Source organism: Microbacterium sp. KSW4-4 (assembly GCF_023091185.1).
GTDB classification, from domain to species: domain Bacteria; phylum Actinomycetota; class Actinomycetes; order Actinomycetales; family Microbacteriaceae; genus Microbacterium; species Microbacterium paraoxydans.
Genome location: NZ_JAHWXJ010000002.1, coordinates 1,104,200 through 1,119,628, shown reverse-complemented (window position 1 = coordinate 1,119,628; position 15,429 = coordinate 1,104,200). Strand labels below are relative to the sequence as shown.

Annotated in this window: 18 protein-coding genes; 9 read left to right on the top strand and 9 right to left on the bottom strand. The window is 69.6% G+C overall.

Annotated elements, in window-relative coordinates; genetic code table 11:
- Positions 1–50: 50 nt before the first annotated feature.
- From KZC57_RS14935 to ychF, 3 genes are all read right to left on the bottom strand, one after another.
- Positions 51–545, bottom strand: a complete 495-nt coding sequence (locus KZC57_RS14935; protein WP_247642096.1) for a hypothetical protein — start codon at positions 543–545, stop codon at positions 51–53.
- Positions 546–765: 220 nt separating this feature from the next.
- On the bottom strand, positions 766–1,233 hold the full coding sequence (locus KZC57_RS14930) for a DUF4279 domain-containing protein (RefSeq protein WP_247642095.1): 468 nt from the start codon (positions 1,231–1,233) through the stop codon (positions 766–768).
- Between the two features lie 14 nt (positions 1,234–1,247).
- Positions 1,248–2,321, bottom strand: coding sequence for a redox-regulated ATPase YchF (gene ychF, locus KZC57_RS14925; RefSeq protein ID WP_247642094.1), 1,074 nt, complete (start codon positions 2,319–2,321; stop codon positions 1,248–1,250).
- Positions 2,322–2,462: 141 nt separating this feature from the next.
- Between ychF and KZC57_RS14920 the strand changes: the two genes are divergently transcribed.
- Positions 2,463–2,867, top strand: a complete 405-nt coding sequence (locus tag KZC57_RS14920) for a hypothetical protein (RefSeq protein ID WP_247642093.1) — start codon at positions 2,463–2,465, stop codon at positions 2,865–2,867.
- A gap of 130 nt (positions 2,868–2,997) precedes the next feature.
- Here the strand turns inward: KZC57_RS14920 and KZC57_RS14915 are convergent, their stop codons facing one another.
- Positions 2,998–3,738, bottom strand: a complete 741-nt coding sequence (locus tag KZC57_RS14915; protein ID WP_247642092.1) for a class I SAM-dependent methyltransferase — start codon at positions 3,736–3,738, stop codon at positions 2,998–3,000.
- A gap of 59 nt (positions 3,739–3,797) precedes the next feature.
- Between KZC57_RS14915 and KZC57_RS14910 the strand changes: the two genes are divergently transcribed.
- On the top strand, positions 3,798–4,391 hold the full coding sequence (locus KZC57_RS14910; RefSeq protein ID WP_083371038.1) for an exonuclease domain-containing protein: 594 nt from the start codon (positions 3,798–3,800) through the stop codon (positions 4,389–4,391).
- A 51-nt stretch (positions 4,392–4,442) separates the two neighbouring features.
- Positions 4,443–5,711, top strand: coding sequence for a DNA recombination protein RmuC (rmuC, locus tag KZC57_RS14905; RefSeq protein ID WP_247642091.1), 1,269 nt, complete (start codon positions 4,443–4,445; stop codon positions 5,709–5,711).
- Positions 5,712–5,747: 36 nt separating this feature from the next.
- Here rmuC and KZC57_RS14900 read toward each other — a convergent pair whose 3' ends face one another.
- The gene (locus KZC57_RS14900) at positions 5,748–6,035 is read right to left on the bottom strand and encodes a hypothetical protein (RefSeq protein ID WP_060922698.1); all 288 of its coding nucleotides are present in this window, start codon (positions 6,033–6,035) and stop codon (positions 5,748–5,750) included.
- A gap of 171 nt (positions 6,036–6,206) precedes the next feature.
- Positions 6,207–7,193 (bottom strand): class II fructose-bisphosphatase, encoded by a 987-nt coding sequence (gene glpX, locus KZC57_RS14895; RefSeq protein ID WP_060922697.1) that lies wholly within the window; start codon positions 7,191–7,193, stop codon positions 6,207–6,209.
- 187 nt (positions 7,194–7,380) lie between these two features.
- Between glpX and fbaA the strand changes: the two genes are divergently transcribed.
- Complete coding sequence (gene fbaA, locus KZC57_RS14890) at positions 7,381–8,409, top strand: class II fructose-bisphosphate aldolase (RefSeq protein WP_025103954.1); 1,029 nt, start codon at positions 7,381–7,383, stop codon at positions 8,407–8,409.
- A gap of 64 nt (positions 8,410–8,473) precedes the next feature.
- On the opposite strand, the gene KZC57_RS14885 is transcribed toward fbaA, so the two are convergent.
- The 3 genes from KZC57_RS14885 to KZC57_RS14875 form a co-directional block, all read right to left on the bottom strand.
- The gene (locus KZC57_RS14885) at positions 8,474–9,001 is read right to left on the bottom strand and encodes a DUF6264 family protein (RefSeq protein ID WP_105949483.1); all 528 of its coding nucleotides are present in this window, start codon (positions 8,999–9,001) and stop codon (positions 8,474–8,476) included.
- Positions 9,002–9,236: 235 nt separating this feature from the next.
- Positions 9,237–10,028 carry an IclR family transcriptional regulator C-terminal domain-containing protein gene (locus KZC57_RS16540; protein WP_247642090.1) on the bottom strand — a complete coding sequence of 264 codons (792 nt, stop codon included), beginning with the start codon at positions 10,026–10,028 and terminating at the stop codon, positions 9,237–9,239.
- Between the two features lie 2 nt (positions 10,029–10,030).
- Positions 10,031–11,077, bottom strand: a complete 1,047-nt coding sequence (locus tag KZC57_RS14875) for a 4-hydroxy-3-methylbut-2-enyl diphosphate reductase (RefSeq protein ID WP_167627867.1) — start codon at positions 11,075–11,077, stop codon at positions 10,031–10,033.
- A gap of 100 nt (positions 11,078–11,177) precedes the next feature.
- On the opposite strand from KZC57_RS14875, the gene xseA reads away from it, so the two are divergent.
- Genes xseA through KZC57_RS14850 form a run of 5 tightly spaced genes read left to right on the top strand, consistent with a single transcriptional unit; the run spans position 11,178 to position 15,428 of the window.
- Positions 11,178–12,455 (top strand): exodeoxyribonuclease VII large subunit, encoded by a 1,278-nt coding sequence (gene xseA, locus KZC57_RS14870; protein ID WP_105949481.1) that lies wholly within the window; start codon positions 11,178–11,180, stop codon positions 12,453–12,455.
- A gap of 36 nt (positions 12,456–12,491) precedes the next feature.
- A complete protein-coding gene (locus tag KZC57_RS14865) occupies positions 12,492–12,725 on the top strand; it encodes an exodeoxyribonuclease VII small subunit (RefSeq protein WP_060922691.1) in 234 nt (77 codons plus the stop codon).
- Positions 12,722–13,366, top strand: a complete 645-nt coding sequence (locus tag KZC57_RS14860) for a DUF4245 family protein (protein WP_060922690.1) — start codon at positions 12,722–12,724, stop codon at positions 13,364–13,366. Before KZC57_RS14865 ends, KZC57_RS14860 begins: the two co-directional genes overlap by 4 nt.
- Entirely contained in the window at positions 13,363–14,037 is a 675-nt protein-coding gene (locus tag KZC57_RS14855; protein ID WP_247642089.1) for a carbonic anhydrase, read from the top strand. Before KZC57_RS14860 ends, KZC57_RS14855 begins: the two co-directional genes overlap by 4 nt.
- Positions 14,034–15,428 carry an aspartate ammonia-lyase gene (locus KZC57_RS14850; RefSeq protein WP_062633568.1) on the top strand — a complete coding sequence of 465 codons (1,395 nt, stop codon included), beginning with the start codon at positions 14,034–14,036 and terminating at the stop codon, positions 15,426–15,428. The genes KZC57_RS14855 and KZC57_RS14850 overlap by 4 nt, the downstream gene beginning before the upstream one ends.
- Position 15,429: the final 1 nt, after the last annotated feature.

Sequence of the window (15,429 nt, the reverse complement as noted above, 5' to 3'; positions counted from 1 at the left end):
GGCGGACCGAGTGAGATCCAGACCTCGCTCCGGCCGCGGGTTCGGCGGACTTAGGAGAAGAGCTGGCGCAGCGCGTCCGGGTCGCCGGCGTCGACCACCTTCTGGATGGCCTCGATGGTGGCGGGGTCGGTGAACATGCCCGCCAGGGTGTCGTTCCAGATCGCACGCACGCCGTCGATGTCCCCCGCGTCGACCGCGAGACCCGCCGCGGTCATGGCGTTCTGGTACGGGATCTGTGCGAATCCGGCCTCGGCGTCCAGCGGGCTGAAGTACGGCAACCAGGGCGAGTCGGGATCCGGGGTGAGCCAGAGCACCTGCCCCGGGGAGAGATCGCGCACGTGATTCAGCGAGGCGAGGGACGGGTAGGCGCAGAGCCGTTCGGCGATCACCGCCTCGACGTCGCCGGGCGCGACCGCGTACGTCACGACATGACCGTCGTCATCGAGGGTCACCTCCCCCTGCGCGAACTCCCTGGCGCCGAGGTCCACGAGCGGCTGCCGACGCTCCCACCGCCAGTCGTCGGTGTAGCTGACGACCTCGGACATCCGGACGCAGCGGTCCGTCGTGGTCGGCTCCGGTGCGAGGGCGGCCTCGGTCTCGGGCTCGGGCCCGCGGGTCGCGGGCGGGGATGGAGCACCCGACGTGTCCCCGGTTCCTTCTGCGGCGCACCCGACCAAGAGCAGGGCCACCGCCCCCACGGACGCGAGCGCTGCCGTTCGTGCTGTCGATCGAGACATCGCCCGCCTTCCGATAAGCCGGAACCTATCAGTCGTCGAAGCGGAACTCCACTCCGTCACGTCCTGCATCATGATCATCGAGAAAGACGGTCCCACGAACCTCACATCCAATGGCGGCGAGGTCCTTGATCAGGCTCGAAGGGAAGACGAACGTGCCTTGGGTGTTGGTCGAATCACCTGACCACCAGATCACGGTCTCGCAATCTCCCCTCAGCGACTCAAGTGCGGCAGCAGTAGGCAGTGCGATATCAACAAGCCGTCGCAGAGCGTTGACGCCTTCGTCGTCGCTCGTTGAACGTGCAGTCACGTCAAGAAGCCACGTCGTCCGTTGATAGGTCAGATACTCAGGCTTGTGCGCTCGTCCTGCTCGGCCGGACCGGGTCTGTTCGCCGATGTTCGCAGCTTCGGTGGGTTCGAGCAGGAGCGAGGCGGTGATCTCCGCGACAGTGCGCGACTCGCTGTAAATCGCCAGCGTCGCCCTGTCGTGATCGATCATCGCTCTCCATATGCCTAATTGTTGAAGCGGAACTCCACGACGTCGCCGTCCTGCATGACGTAGTCTTTGCCCTCCAGGCGCGCCTTGCCCTTCGCACGGGCTTCCTGCACGGAACCGGTCTTCACGAGGTCGTCGAACGACACGATCTCGGCCTTGATGAAGCCCTTCTCGAAATCGGTGTGGATCACGCCGGCGGCCTGCGGGGCCTTCGATCCCTTCGGGATGGTCCAGGCGCGGGCCTCCTTGGGACCGGCGGTGAGGTAGGTCTGCAGGCCGAGCGTGTCGAAGCCGATGCGGGCGAGCTGGTCGAGACCCGACTCGTCCTGTCCCGTCGAGGCGAGGAGCTCGGCGGCGTCCTCGGGGTCGAGGTCCTTGAGCTCCGACTCGATCTTCGCGTCGAGGAAGATCGCCTGCGCCGGCGCGACGAGGGCGGCGAGCTCGGCCTTGCGGGCATCGTCGGTCAGCACGGACTCGTCGACGTTGAAGACGAAGATGACGGGCTTGACGGTCAGGAGCCCGAGTTCGCGGATCGGCTCGAGGTCGAGGCCGCTCGTGGAGAGCAGGATCCCGCGCTCCAGGGCGTCCTTGGCGGCCTTCGCGGCTTCGAGGACCGACGGGTCGATCTTCTTGCCGCGGACCTCCTTCTCGTACCGCGTGATCGCCTTCTCGACGGTCTGCAGGTCGGCGAGCATGAGCTCCGCGTTGATGGTCTCCATGTCCGACGCCGGATTCACGGCACCGTCCACGTGCACCACGTCGTCGTCGGAGAACCCGCGCACCACCTGGGCGATCGCGTCGGCCTCGCGGATGTTCGCGAGGAACTGGTTGCCCAGCCCCTCCCCCTCGCTCGCCCCTCGGACGATGCCGGCGATGTCGACGAACGACACGGCCGCGGGCAGGATGCGCTCGCTCCCGAAGATCTCCGCGAGCTTCTGGAGCCGCGGGTCGGGAAGGTTCACCACGCCGACGTTCGGCTCGATCGTCGCGAACGGGTAGTTCGCCGCGAGCACGTCGTTCTTGGTGAGAGCATTGAAGAGGGTGGACTTGCCGACGTTGGGCAGGCCGACGATTCCGATAGTGAGAGCCACGGGGTATGAGTCTACCTGCGCCGCTCTCCCCCACGTCTCTGACGGCACGTGGGATGCGCGCTGGGCGCCTGCTCGAGTTGCGCCGTAACGATCGAGCATCAGGCGACGGCAGATGATGCCGGCCCGAGTACCGTCATCTTCATGCGAAAGCGCAGAGGACTCGCGGTTGCGTCCGTCGCGGTCGGTGGTGCGCTCGCCCTCGCGGGCTGCACCGCCACAAGCGCCTCTGCTGTGCGGGTCAACTCCGACGGCTCAGTGGACTATGTCACCTGCGTACCCGACGCGGATGACTGGTACGCGTATTTCTACCCCCCGGGAGACGAAGACGAGGCCATCGCGCTGCAGCCGAACGAAGCTCTTGCCGCCTCCTCCGAGGGCGTCGTGGTGCGATTCTCACGGCCAGATCAAGAGTGGGATTCACTCGCTATCGGTGCGTCCGTCTTCTCGACCGTGAAGGTCCGCTTCAACAGCTTCACGCCCGATGAGTGGCATTGGAACACAGACGAGTGGTTTCACACCGGTAGTCGCTGCCCGATCGAGGAGTGAACATTCTGGCGTGAGAGGGGTACGCGTCTACCTGCGCTACTGACGCCCACCTCACCTCGCGGAGGGCAGGCGCCCACGCGGGGTCAGGCGGCAGGGTGGGAAAAGTGCCTGATGCGGCGTGGGCGCCTGTTCAGTCGCGGACCGCGCGGAACGCCCTGGTCACGTACGGCACCTCGATCACACCGCTCCCGTGCAAGCCGAGCTCGTCGAACAGGGCGTCCATCTCGCGGCTGATCCGTGCCTTCTCGGCATCGTCGGCGGTGATCACGGCGCTACGGGACGCGGCCATGCGGTGCAGGAGCTCCCGCGTCATGGGACGCGACCACTCCCAGCGCTCCTGCGCCAGAGCGCCGAAGGGCTCCGCCACCACGGGGTCGCCCGCCGCGAGCATGATCTCGGCGTTGCTCCCGTGCATGATGTCGGTGAGCCGGCGCACCCAGTCGACGCGCTCGTCGCGGAGGTTCCAGATGAGCCCGAGCACACCGCCCGGACGCACGGCGCGACCGATCTCCGCCGAGGCAGCGACCGGCTCGACCCAGTGCCACGCCTGGCCGAGCACCACGGCATCCACGCTCGCGTCCGGAAGCGGCAGCTCCTCGGCGGTCCCAACGAACGTGGGCACTCCGGGGACAGCTTCACGAAGGGCCGCGAGCATCGCGGGGTCCGGATCGATCGCCACCACCTCGGCGTCCGCAGCCGCGACGAGCGCGCGCGTGAGCTTGCCGGTGCCGGCACCGACATCGGCGATCCGACGCGCACCGTCCGCCATCGGCTCCAGCATCCAGGCGACGGCCTCGAAGGGGTACTCGGGTCGTCCGGCCTCGTAGCTCCCGGCCGCCGCACCGAAGGATCTCGCGAGTTCGTCCGCCATGTGGCCAGCATACGGCGAGCCTGCACAGCGACGTCGGAGGCCCGGGAGAGAGTGAAGACGTGCCACTGGATTTCACTGCGATCGACTTCGAGACCGCGAACTCCAGCCCGGCCTCCGCGTGTTCCGTGGGACTCGTGCGGGTGCGGGACGGGGAGGTCGTCGCCACCGCGAACTGGCTGATCCAGCCCCCGCCCGGCCACGACGAGTTCCAGGAGTGGAACGTCCGCATCCACGGCATCCGCCCCGAGCACGTGCTGTCGGCGGCGACGTGGGTCGACCAGTTCGACCGTCTGTGCGGCTTCGCGGGTGCCGACGTGCTCGTGGCCCACAACGCCGGCTTCGATCTGAACGTCCTGCGACGGGCGACCGAGGTCACCGGTCAGATCTGCCCGCCCTACCGGTCGCTGTGCAGCCTCCAGGTGGCGCGGAAGACCTATCAGCTCGACTCGTACCGTCTGCCCCTCGCCGCCGCGGCGGCCGGATACGCGGAGTTCTCGCATCACGACGCGTTGGCGGATGCCCTCGCCTGCGCCCAGATCATCGTGGACGCGGCCGCGCGAGCCGGAGCCGCGGATGTCTTCGGGCTCGCCGACGCCCTCGGCCTCCGCGTGACCGAGCCCGCCGTGCCGGCACTGGAGCGCGCCGTCGCCTGACGCACGAGGCGCCCTCCCGGCGATGTCGGACGCCCCCGGCATCATGGAGCCATGGATGCCCTGTCGATCGTTCTCCTGCTCGTGGCCCTCGCCGCGGGCGTCGCTCTCGGCTGGTTCCTGCGAGCCGCACGCAGCGCCGCCGACATCGCACGCACGCAGGCGGAGCTCGCGGCCGCGCGAGACGACCGCGATCGCCAGTACGACCTCTATCGGGACGCGGTAGAGCACGCCCGCTCCGAGCAGCGGGCGGAGGCACAGCGCGTCCAGCAGCAGAACGCCGTGCTGCAGGCTCTGGCGCCGGTCCGCGAGAGTCTTCAGCAGATGCAGTCCAAGGTCGCCGCGATCGAGAGCGAGCGGCAGGCACAGTTCGGCACGCTCGCCGAGCAGCTTCGGCGCGCCCAGGAGTCGGATGAGGCGCTCCGCGCGACGACCGAGTCACTGGCGGGCGCGCTGCGCTCCACGTCCACGCGCGGTGTCTGGGGCGAGACCCAGCTGCGGCGCGTCGTCGAGGCGGCGGGGCTGACCAGACACGTCGACTTCGATCTCCAGGCGACGATCACCTCCGACCGCGGCCAAGGGCGCCCGGACATGGTCGTCCGTCTTCCGGGCGGCACGTCGATCGCCGTCGACGCGAAGGTTCCCCTCGACGCCTACCTCGAGGCCTCGGCGCTCCCCCTCGGCGATACCCACGAATCCCAGCGTCGCGCCCACATGCAGAAGCACGTCCGCGCCGTCCGCGCCCACGTCGACGCCCTCGCCAAGAAGGCCTACTGGTCGGGCCTCGACGCGAGCCCCGAGTTCGTCATCTGCTTCCTTCCGAGCGAGTCGCTGCTGGCGGCAGCCATCGACGAGGACCCCACGTTGCTCGACTACGCCTTCAGCCGCCGCGTGGCCCTCGCCTCCCCCGTCAACCTCTGGGCGGTTCTCAAGACGGTCGCCTACACATGGACCCAGCAAGAGGTGTCCACCGAGGCCAGGAGTCTGCTGGCGCTCGGCACGCAGCTGTACGAGCGCCTCGGCACCCTCGCGGGCCACGCCGACGACCTGCGGCGGGCGATCGAGCGCACGGTCGACAGCTACAACCGCTTCGCCGGGTCCCTGGAGTCGCGGGTGCTCGTGACCGCCCGGCAGTTCCCCGGCGTCGATGCGGAGGCCCTGGCACCGGCGTCGCCGATCACCGCGGACGGGCGGCGCTTCACCGCTCCGGAGCTTCTGGCCCCGACCGAAGCCGAAGAGGCCGCCGACGCGATGCAGGCCGACGTCGGCGAGGTCCGCGCGCGACTGGACCACGCCGCCGCGCTCCACGACCGGGAGCAGTGACGACGAGAGCGACCGGATGTTCCGACCGTGCGTGCGTCAGGCGACGCCGGGCACGCCGCTGAGCAGCACGATGACGAGGCCGCTCGTGGCGAGGAAGGCGCCGATCATCCACCAGGCACTCACCTCGTGCCCCTCGGCGCGACGGACGCGGAACAGCACGTCGGCGCGGCGAGCCGGATCGACGGCCGGCTGCGCGACCGGTGCCGGCGGGGCTACGGCTGCCGCCTCCGCATCGGCGCTCACCCGGAGGATGCGTCCGGTGTTCGTCGTGATGATCTTGGTCGGCGCGGCGCTCTTCGAGCCGCTCGTGTGCTGCGTTGTCATGCGTTCGCCCTCCTGTGCCTGCGGTGCCTGGCGGCTCCGTCGACGGCGACAAACCCAGTGACAATTGTGACACGGCAGCCGGCCGGACCGGGGCCGACCCGTGGAGGAGGCGATACCGGGTCGGTAACGATGGCGAGATTCCTGCCCGCGATCATGCCGGCAGGAGAGCCGTCACAGCCACTTCGAGACGAGGTGCTCGGACGCGATCCGCCGGAGGGTTCCGGAGGCGCCCCGCAGGACCACGCTCTCGGTATAGACGTAACCGCGCTCGCGGCGCACACCGGCGACGAGCTGGCCGTCCGTGACACCCGTCGCGACGAAGATCGTGTTGTTGCCCTGCACGAGGTCGTCCGCCTCATAGACCTTGTCCATGTCGAGACCTGCGTCGATGCCACGCTGACGCTCGTCGTCGTCGCGGGGCCAGAGCCGACCCTGGATGTGGCCGCCGAGAGCCTTGATCGCGCACGCGGTGACGATGCCCTCCGGGCTGCCGCCGACGCCCACGCACATGTCGGTGCGGGCGTCGTGGCGCGCCGCGTTGATCCCGCCGGCGACATCGCCGTCGCTCATGAGACGGGTTCCGGCCCCGGCGTCCCGGATCTCCTGGATGAGCTGCTCGTGCCGCGGACGGTTGAGCACCGAGACGACGATCTCGTCGACGGGCTTGTCCAGCGCGCCGGCGAGCTTGCGGATGTTCTCGCCGATGGGCAGGCGGATGTCGACCACGCCGACGCCCGCGGGCCCCGTGACGAGCTTGTCCATGTAGAAGACGCTGGAGGCGTCGAGCATCGTGTCGCGGTCGGACACGGCGATCACGGAGAGCGCGTTCTGCCGGCCGGCCGCGGTTAGCGACGTGCCGTCGATCGGGTCCACCGCGATGTCGCAGAGCGGCCCCCGTCCGGTCCCGACGACCTCGCCATTGAACAGCATCGGGGCGTTGTCCTTCTCGCCCTCGCCGATCACCACGCGTCCCTGGAAGTCGACAGTCCCGAGGAACGCCCGCATGGCGTCGACGGCGGCGCCGTCGGCGGCCTCCTTCGCACCGCGACCGATGAACGGAACGGCACGGATCGCCGCCGCCTCGGTCGCGCGCACCAACTCCATCGCGAGGTTACGGTCGGGACGCAGCGGGCTCAGGTCGGCAGTCAGACTCACCATGATCCCCAGCCTATCCGCGAGCAGGGGATCGTTCGGCTCGTTTTCCGCCCGCACGCGAGGAAGAAATCGCGGTTCTTAACACCACCGAAGGACGGCGACCACCGACGCGCGACTCCTCCTGCCGAAGCCGGACACCCGCCCCGATAGAGTGGCAGCTGTCCCGGCTTCACCTACCGCAGGAGTTCTCATGCCCGTCGCCACCCCGGATCAGTACGCCGACATGCTCGACCGCGCGAAGGCAGGCGGCTTCGCGTACCCCGCGTTCAACGTCTCCAGCTCGCAGACGATCAACGCCGTCCTCCAGGGCCTGACCGAGGCCGGCTCCGACGGCATCATCCAGGTCACCACCGGTGGCGCCGACTACTTCGCCGGCCACACGGTCAAGGCCCGCGCGACCGGCGCCCTCGCCTTCGCCCGCTACGCCACCGAGGTCGCCAAGAACTACCCGGTCACCGTCGCCCTGCACACGGACCACTGCCCGAAGGACGCTCTCGCGGGCTTCGTCGAGCCGCTCATCGCCGCCTCGGAGGAAGAGGTCAAGGCCGGCCGCAACCCGATCTTCCAGTCCCACATGTGGGACGGCTCGGCCGTGCCGCTCGCGGAGAACATCGAGATCGCCAAGGAGCTGCTCCCCCGCATGAAGGCCATCAACGCCATCCTCGAGGTCGAGATCGGCGTCGTCGGCGGCGAGGAGGACGGGGTGCAGCACGAGGGCTCGAACGAGGCGCTCTACACGACGTTCGCCGACGTGGACCAGGCCGTGCAGGCGCTGGGCCTCGGCGAGCAGGGCCGCTACATCGCCGCGCTCACCTTCGGCAACGTCCACGGCGTGTACAAGCCGGGCGGCGTGAAGCTGCGTCCGGAGCTGCTGGGCGAGATCCAGGCCGAGGTCGCCGCGAAGTACAACACCGGCGAGAAGCCGCTCGACCTCGTCTTCCATGGCGGCTCCGGCTCCACCGATGAGGAGATCGCCCTCGCGGTCGCCAACGGCGTCATCAAGATGAACATCGACACCGACACCCAGTACGCCTACACGCGTGCCATCGCCGATTACATGTTCAAGAACTACGACGGCGTGCTGAAGGTCGACGGCGAGGTCGGCAACAAGAAGCAGTACGACCCGCGCGCCTGGGGCAAGATCGCGGAGTCGGCCATGGCCGCCCGCGTGGTCGAGTCCACCCGCCAGCTCGGCTCGTACGGCCAGTCGAAGAGCTGACACCACCAGACACGCGAAAGGGGCCCGGCATCATGCCGGGCCCCTTTCGTCTGCGTGCTCGGGGTCAACGCACCCCGGTCGCCTGGTCGAGGTAGGCGATGAAGGCCGGGTCGCCCATCATCGGCACGACGAGGCAGAACGAGGCGATGCCCAGCGTGATGACGGCTCCGACGAGCGGGAGCCACCAGGTGAGGCGGCCACGACGCAGGCGACGGATCGACAGGGCTGCCGTGACGCACCAGCCGACCGCCAGCACGACGGCCGCGATCGTGCCCCACGTGCGGCCCGCGGCGTAGTTGGTGAACTCGCCCTCGATGCCCAGCATCCCCATGGTCTGATTCATCACGGGGACGATGTCGAGGTAGGACAGGCCGGTGACGACGACGTTCACGAGGCCGTAGGCGAGCAGCGCGATCGTCGCGAACCGATCCACCGGATGAGGGCGTGCGGGACTCGCGGCGGCCGACGCGGGAGGCGAAGACGGCGCCGGAGCGGCCGGGGCGATCACCTCCGCCACCGGGGGCAGGCCCGCGGCCAGCCGCTGCTCCTCTGGTGTGGCGAGTTCCCCGTATCGAGGGCGCTGGTCGGTCATCCCGCCATCGTATCTGCCGAGGCTCAGCCCACCCGTTCAGGGAAACCGGGTCCCCAACCGATAGCGGCCCCGGAGAAGTGGCGACTTCTCGGGGCCGCGGACGTGGAGCGCTGGGGACGCTCCTCATCCCGTTGGTCGCCGGCGCTGGGGACGCCGTAGGCGATCAGTAGGGCGTTGTCAGCCACTACGCCTTCGATCATAGGGAACCCGCGATGCCCACACCAGGGCCACGAATTCAGATGGTGAACTCGGCGTCCGGACCGTCGGTGTCCAGGGCATCCGCCCCGAGCTGCAGGGAGAGCCGCCGCGCCGTGCGCTGCAGGTTCGACACGAGACGGCGGTTGACCACCGCCCGGTCTGCGGGCAGGGAGACGGCCAGCGACGCGGTCACCCCGGGGGCGACGACCGGAACCGCGACACAGGTGGCTCCGATCGCATACTCCTCCCGGTCTATCGCCCACCCCGGTGTCTGCTCGAGCTGGGTGAGAAGCGTCCGGCGATCGTTGATCGTCCGAGGCGTGAGCTCCTCGAGCCGGTGCCGGGAGAGGTAGTCCAGGCGATCCTCCTCGGAGAGCGCCGCGAGGATCTGCTTGCCGAGAGCGGTCGCGTGAGCGCTGGCGTGCAGCCCGACCCAGAGCTCGATGCGCGGATTCCGCACGGCGTCCACGATGTCGACGAGATGCATCTCCCCGTCCGCATACCGGGAGAGGTAGGCCGTGGCGCCCACGTCCTCGGTGACCGCGCGCAGAGCGGCGCGCACCCGAGCCAGGAACACCCCGCGAGAGTCGATCTGCTGCTGGAACGCGGGGAAGCGTCCGCCCAGCACGAGCCCGTCCGGTTCGGCACTGAGGTACCCCTCGTGCACGAGCGTGCGGACGAGGTTGTAGGTCGTTCCCGGGGTGAGCCCCGTGATCGACGAGAGCATCTTGGCCGGAAGCGGCCGCGGGGAGTTGGCGACGATGTCGACCAGGCGGAGCGCGCGTTGCACGGACCCGATGAGGGTCGGCTCCGCCTCCGCGGCGTTCACCGCTACGCACCCCCTCCAGCGGAGGCGCGGCCGCCGAGGGCACGCGCGTCGCGCTGACCCGAGGCGTCCTGACGGAGCTCCTTCGGCAGGGAGAACATGAGGTCTTCCTCCGCCGTCTTGACCTCTTCCACGTCGCGGTACCCGGCGTCGCCGATCGCGTCGAGCACCTCGCGCACGAGAACCTCCGGGACGGACGCGCCGCTGGTGACGCCCACCGTCTCCACGCCGTCGAGCCACTCCTGGCGGATCTCCTCGGCGTAGTCCACGCGGTACGCGGCCTTGGCTCCGTACTCGAGGGCGACCTCGACGAGACGCACGCTGTTGGAGGAGTTGGCAGAGCCGACCACGATGACGAGATCAGCGCCCTGCGCGACCTTCTTGATCGCGACCTGCCGGTTCTGCGTCGCATAGCAGATGTCGTCGGACGGGGGATTGTGCAGCTCGGGGAAGCGGGTGCGCAGTCGGTTCACCGTCTCCATCGTCTCGTCGACGGAGAGCGTCGTCTGCGACAGCCACACCACCTTGGACGGGTCCTTCACCTGCACGGTGTCGGCTTCTTCCGGAGAGTTGACGACCGTGACGTGATCGGGAGCCTCGCCTGCGGTGCCCTCGACCTCCTCATGTCCGTCGTGGCCGATGAGCAGGATCTCGAAGTCGTCCCGCGCGAAGCGCACGGCCTCGCGGTGGACCTTGGTGACGAGCGGGCAGGTGGCGTCGATCGCATGCAGACCGCGGTCGGAGGCGGCGTTCACGACCGCCGGGGAGACGCCGTGCGCACTGAAGACGACGTGCGCGCCCTCCGGCACCTCGTCGACCTCCTCCACGAAGATCGCGCCCTTGGCCTCGAGCTCCGTCACGACGTGGATGTTGTGCACGATCTGCTTTCGCACATAGACCGGGGCGCCGTAGCGCTCCAGCGCCTTCTCCACAGCGACCACCGCACGGTCCACCCCAGCACAGTAGCCGCGGGGGGCGGCGAGCAGGACGCGCTTGTGTCCGGGCACCGGGTTATCCTGAAGCCGCCCGGCCGCGGCGCGCACTCGTGGGATGCGAGGAGCGGGAAGATGAACGGCAGTCGAAGTCACCCCTCGATTCTACCGTCGCCCGGCTGGACGGGGCCGGTGAGCGCGCGAGCAGGAACGGGAGCAGATGACAGTCTTCGAAGCGACGACGGGACCGGGTGAAACCCCGCCGGCGGATGCCGTCGCCCCCCGCGACTCCACCGCGCAGGCGCCGACCTCGGTCGCTCGGCTGAACGCCACCATCCGCGACTTCGTCGCACGGTGGAACACGGTGTGGGTCGAGGGCGAGATCACCTCCTGGAACGTCCGCGCCGGCAACGTCTTCGCCCGTCTCAAGGACACCCGCTCCGACGCGCAGATCTCCATCCGCGTCTGGTCGAGCGTGCGCGGCCGCCTCCCCGCCGACCTGGGCGTGGGCGATCATGTGGTCGCCGCCGTGAAGGCCGACTACTTCGTCCGCTCCGGGGACTTCAGCTTCGCGGTCTCGGCCATGAAGCACGTCGGGCTCGGTGACCAGCTCGAGCGCCTGGAGCGGCTGCGGGTCCAGCTCCGACAGGAGGGCCTCTTCGATCCCGCCCGCAAGAAACGCCTGCCGTTCCTCCCCCACGTCATCGGACTCATCACCGGCGAGCGCTCCGACGCCGAGAAGGACGTGCACCGCAACGCTGAGCTGCGCTGGCCGCAGGTGCGGTTCAAGACCGCGTACGCCGCGGTGCAGGGCGATCGCTGCGTGCCGGACACGCTGGCGGCTCTCGCCCGCTTGGACGCAGACCCCGAGGTCGACGTCATCATCATCGCGCGCGGCGGCGGCGACCCGCAGACCCTCCTCGGCTTCAGCGACGAGCGTCTCGTCCGGGCAGTCGCCGCGGTCTCCACACCCGTGGTCAGCGCCATCGGCCATGAGAACGACCACCCTCTCCTCGACGACGTCGCCGACCTGCGCGCGTCGACGCCGACCGATGCCGCCAAGCGCGTCGTCCCCGATGTCGGGGAGCAGCGCGCGCTCATCGCGCAGCTCCGGTCCCGGGCCACCACCCGCCTCACCCAGCGCCTCACGCACGACATCGCCCAGCTCGAGCAGCTGCGATCCCGTCCGGTGCTGCGCTCCCCCGATCCGATCATCGACACGCGCGCCCAGGAGACCTTCCTGCTCCTCGCCCGCGGCCGCGACGCGGTGACCAGGCAGCTCGACGACGCCGGCCGGCGGACGAGCGAACTGCGAGCCTCGCTGCGCGCTCTCTCCCCGGCCGCCACTCTGGCCCGCGGCTATGCGATCGCCCACCTCGAAGGCGGCGTGATCCTCCGCGATGCGTCCGATGCACCCGCGGGAAGCGCCCTGACCCTCACGGTGGACCGAGGGTCGCTCGCGGTGCGCTCGGAGGGCGAGATCGCGGAAGGCGCCTGAGCAGGCGGCGTCCGGGGCACGACGTAGGATGGAGGAGTGAGCGCCGTGAACGACACCCCTGTGGACACGCTGTCGTTCGAGGCCGCCCGTGACGAACTCGTGCGGGTCGTCGCCGAGCTCGAGCAGGGGGCACCGACCCTCGAGCACTCGCTGGCACTCTGGGAGCGCGGTGAGGCTCTGGCCGCCCGCTGCGAGGAGTGGCTGCTCGGCGCGAAGCGTCGCCTCGAAGCCGCGCGCACCGCCACCACCGACGAGAGCGACGCGTCATGAGCAAGGGTCCAGCGATCAATGCCGACCTCGGTCGACCGGAGACGCCGGACGAGACCGCGGCACGCAAGGCCGCGTCGAGCAAGGCCTACCGGTCGAGCCAGACGGTCCGCAACCTCGTCGCCGCGCTCGTGGTGACCCTCGCGGTGGTCGTCGTCATCATCGCGCTCGTCCCCCGGGGCGAGCCGGTCGCCGCGAAGCCGATCGACGTGGCCGCCATCGCCGCGGACGTCGAGTCGTCCATGGGCAGCCCGGCGATCGTCCCCGAGACGGACGACTTCTGGCGGGTGAACGCCGCCGAACTGCAGAGCGGAGCCCCCGTGGTCTGGGAGGTCACCCTCGCCCCCGCGGCACAGGACGAGCGCGGGTTCATCAAGCTCGCCCAGGCCTTCGACGCCGACGCCTCGTGGGCCCCGCAGAGGCTGAACGGCGTCGCCCCGACCGACACCGTGCGTATCGGCGGCCGGGAGTGGGACGTCTATCGACCCGGCTCCGCCGGCGCCGACGCGAACGTCACCTATGCCCTCGGCACCCAGGCCGGCGACGACTACGTGCTCCTCTACGGCTCCCGCTCCGCGGACTCCACCGCGGAGCTCGCGGAGTCGCTCATCCCCCAGATCCGCACCGTCTCGGAGGCTCGATGACCCACCCGCTGACCCCCGCCGCCGCCTGGAAGCAGATGCAGGACGGCAACCGTCGCTTCGTCCGCGACGAGCCCCAGCACCCGAACCAGAACGTCGACCGCCGCAAGGACCTCACCGCGGCCCAGCACCCCGTCGCGACGCTGTTCGGCTGCTCGGACTCCCGCCTCGCCGCGGAGATCATCTTCGACCTCGGCCTCGGTGACCTCTTCGTGGTGCGCAACGCCGGACAGGTGATCGGCGAGTCCATCGTGGCGAGCCTGGAGTACGCGGTCGCCGTTCTCGAGGTGCCGCTCATCGTGGTGCTCGCACACGACTCCTGCGGTGCGGTGCGCGCCGCCATCGACGGCACCGCCATCGATGCCGACCCGCTCCCCCCGCACATCTGGAAGCTCGTCGCGCCGATCGTCCCCGCCGCGCGCAAGGTCCTCGCGGAGAGCGGCGGCGGCACGGTGGCCGACATCGATGCGGAGCTCGTCGGACGCGAGCACCTGCGCAACACCGTCAACGACCTGCTGCAGTCGTCCGAGATCATCAGCAACGCCGTCGCCGAAGGCCGTCTCGGCATCGTCGGCGCCAACTACCGTCTGGCCGAGGGTGAGGCAGCGCCCGTCATCACGGTCGGCATCGAAGCCGAGGGGATCGACCCCGCAACCAAGGAGGGTTCGGAATGACCGACACCGAGTACCGCATCGAACACGACACCATGGGTGAGGTGCGAGTGCCCGTGAACGCGCTCTACGGGGCGCAGACGCAGCGCGCCGTGGAGAACTTCCCGATCTCCGGCAAGGGCCTGGAGTCCACGCAGATCGCCGCACTCGCGCGCATCAAGAAGGCCGCCGCGCTGGCGAACAAGGAGCTCGGCACGCTCGACGGCGCCATCGCCGACGCGATCGCCCAGGCCGCCGACCAGGTCGCCGCAGGCAGCCACGACGGCGAGTTCCCCGTCGACACGTATCAGACCGGCTCCGGCACCTCGTCGAACATGAACATGAACGAGGTCCTGGCGACGCTCGCGAGCCGCATCCTCGGCTCGACCGTGCACCCCAACGACCACGTTAACGCCTCGCAGTCGTCGAACGACGTGTTCCCCACCTCGGTGCACATCGCGGTCACCCAGGCGCTGATCGACACCCTGATCCCGGCGCTCGACCACCTCGCCGTCGCGCTCGAGGCCAAGGCGGAGCTCTGGAAGGACGCGGTCAAGTCCGGCCGCACGCACCTCATGGACGCGACGCCCGTCACGCTCGGCCAGGAGTTCGGCGGGTACGCCCGTCAGATCCGCCTGGGCATCGAGCGCGTGCAGTCGGCGCTCCCCCGCGTGGCCGAGGTGCCGCTGGGCGGCACCGCTGTCGGCACCGGTATCAACACGCCGCTCGGCTTCCCGCAGAAGGTCATCGAGCTGCTCGCGGCCGAGACCGAGCTGCCCATCACCGAGGCGAAGGACCACTTCGAGGCGCAGGCGAACCGGGATGGTCTCGTCGAGGCCTCCGGCGCGCTGCGCACCATCGCGGTCTCGCTGACGAAGATCAACAACGACCTGCGCTGGATGGGGTCCGGCCCCAACACCGGTCTCGGCGAGCTGCACATCCCCGACCTGCAGCCCGGGTCGTCGATCATGCCGGGCAAGGTCAACCCCGTCGTTCCCGAGGCCGTGCTGATGGTGTGCGCGCGCGTCATCGGCAACGACGCGACCGTCGCCTGGGCCGGGGCCTCCGGCTCGTTCGAGCTGAACGTCGCCATCCCGGTCATGGGCACCGCGCTGCTCGAGTCGATCCGCCTGCTGTCGAACGCCTCCCGGGTGCTCGCCGACAAGACCATCGACGGCCTGCAGGCGAACCTCGACCGCGCCGCCGCCTTCGCAGGCATGAGCCCGTCGATCGTGACCCCGCTGAACAAGCTGATCGGCTACGAGGCCGCAGCGAAGATCGCGAAGCACTCGGTGGCCAAGGGCATCACGGTGCGCGACGCCGTGATCGACCTCGGCTACGTCGAGCGCGGCGAGCTCACCCTCGAGCAGCTCGACGAGAAGCTCGACCTCCTGTCGATGACCCACCCGGGCTGAT

Excerpts from the sequence above, each read along its gene's own strand:
- KZC57_RS14885 (WP_105949483.1), bottom strand. The coding sequence starts at position 9,001 with ATGACCGACCAGCGCCCTCGATACGGGGAACTCGCCACACCAGAGGAG.
- KZC57_RS14850 (WP_062633568.1), top strand. The coding sequence starts at position 14,034 with ATGACCGACACCGAGTACCGCATCGAACACGACACCATGGGTGAGGTG.
- xseA (WP_105949481.1), top strand. The coding sequence starts at position 11,178 with ATGACAGTCTTCGAAGCGACGACGGGACCGGGTGAAACCCCGCCGGCG.
- KZC57_RS14855 (WP_247642089.1), top strand. The coding sequence starts at position 13,363 with ATGACCCACCCGCTGACCCCCGCCGCCGCCTGGAAGCAGATGCAGGAC.
- KZC57_RS14935 (WP_247642096.1), bottom strand. The coding sequence starts at position 545 with ATGTCCGAGGTCGTCAGCTACACCGACGACTGGCGGTGGGAGCGTCGG.
- rmuC (WP_247642091.1), top strand. The coding sequence starts at position 4,443 with ATGGATGCCCTGTCGATCGTTCTCCTGCTCGTGGCCCTCGCCGCGGGC.
- KZC57_RS14900 (WP_060922698.1), bottom strand. The coding sequence starts at position 6,035 with ATGACAACGCAGCACACGAGCGGCTCGAAGAGCGCCGCGCCGACCAAG.
- fbaA (WP_025103954.1), top strand. The coding sequence starts at position 7,381 with ATGCCCGTCGCCACCCCGGATCAGTACGCCGACATGCTCGACCGCGCG.
- KZC57_RS14930 (WP_247642095.1), bottom strand. The coding sequence starts at position 1,233 with ATGATCGATCACGACAGGGCGACGCTGGCGATTTACAGCGAGTCGCGC.
- KZC57_RS14915 (WP_247642092.1), bottom strand. The coding sequence starts at position 3,738 with ATGGCGGACGAACTCGCGAGATCCTTCGGTGCGGCGGCCGGGAGCTAC.
- KZC57_RS14920 (WP_247642093.1), top strand. The coding sequence starts at position 2,463 with ATGCGAAAGCGCAGAGGACTCGCGGTTGCGTCCGTCGCGGTCGGTGGT.
- glpX (WP_060922697.1), bottom strand. The coding sequence starts at position 7,193 with ATGGTGAGTCTGACTGCCGACCTGAGCCCGCTGCGTCCCGACCGTAAC.
- KZC57_RS14860 (WP_060922690.1), top strand. The coding sequence starts at position 12,722 with ATGAGCAAGGGTCCAGCGATCAATGCCGACCTCGGTCGACCGGAGACG.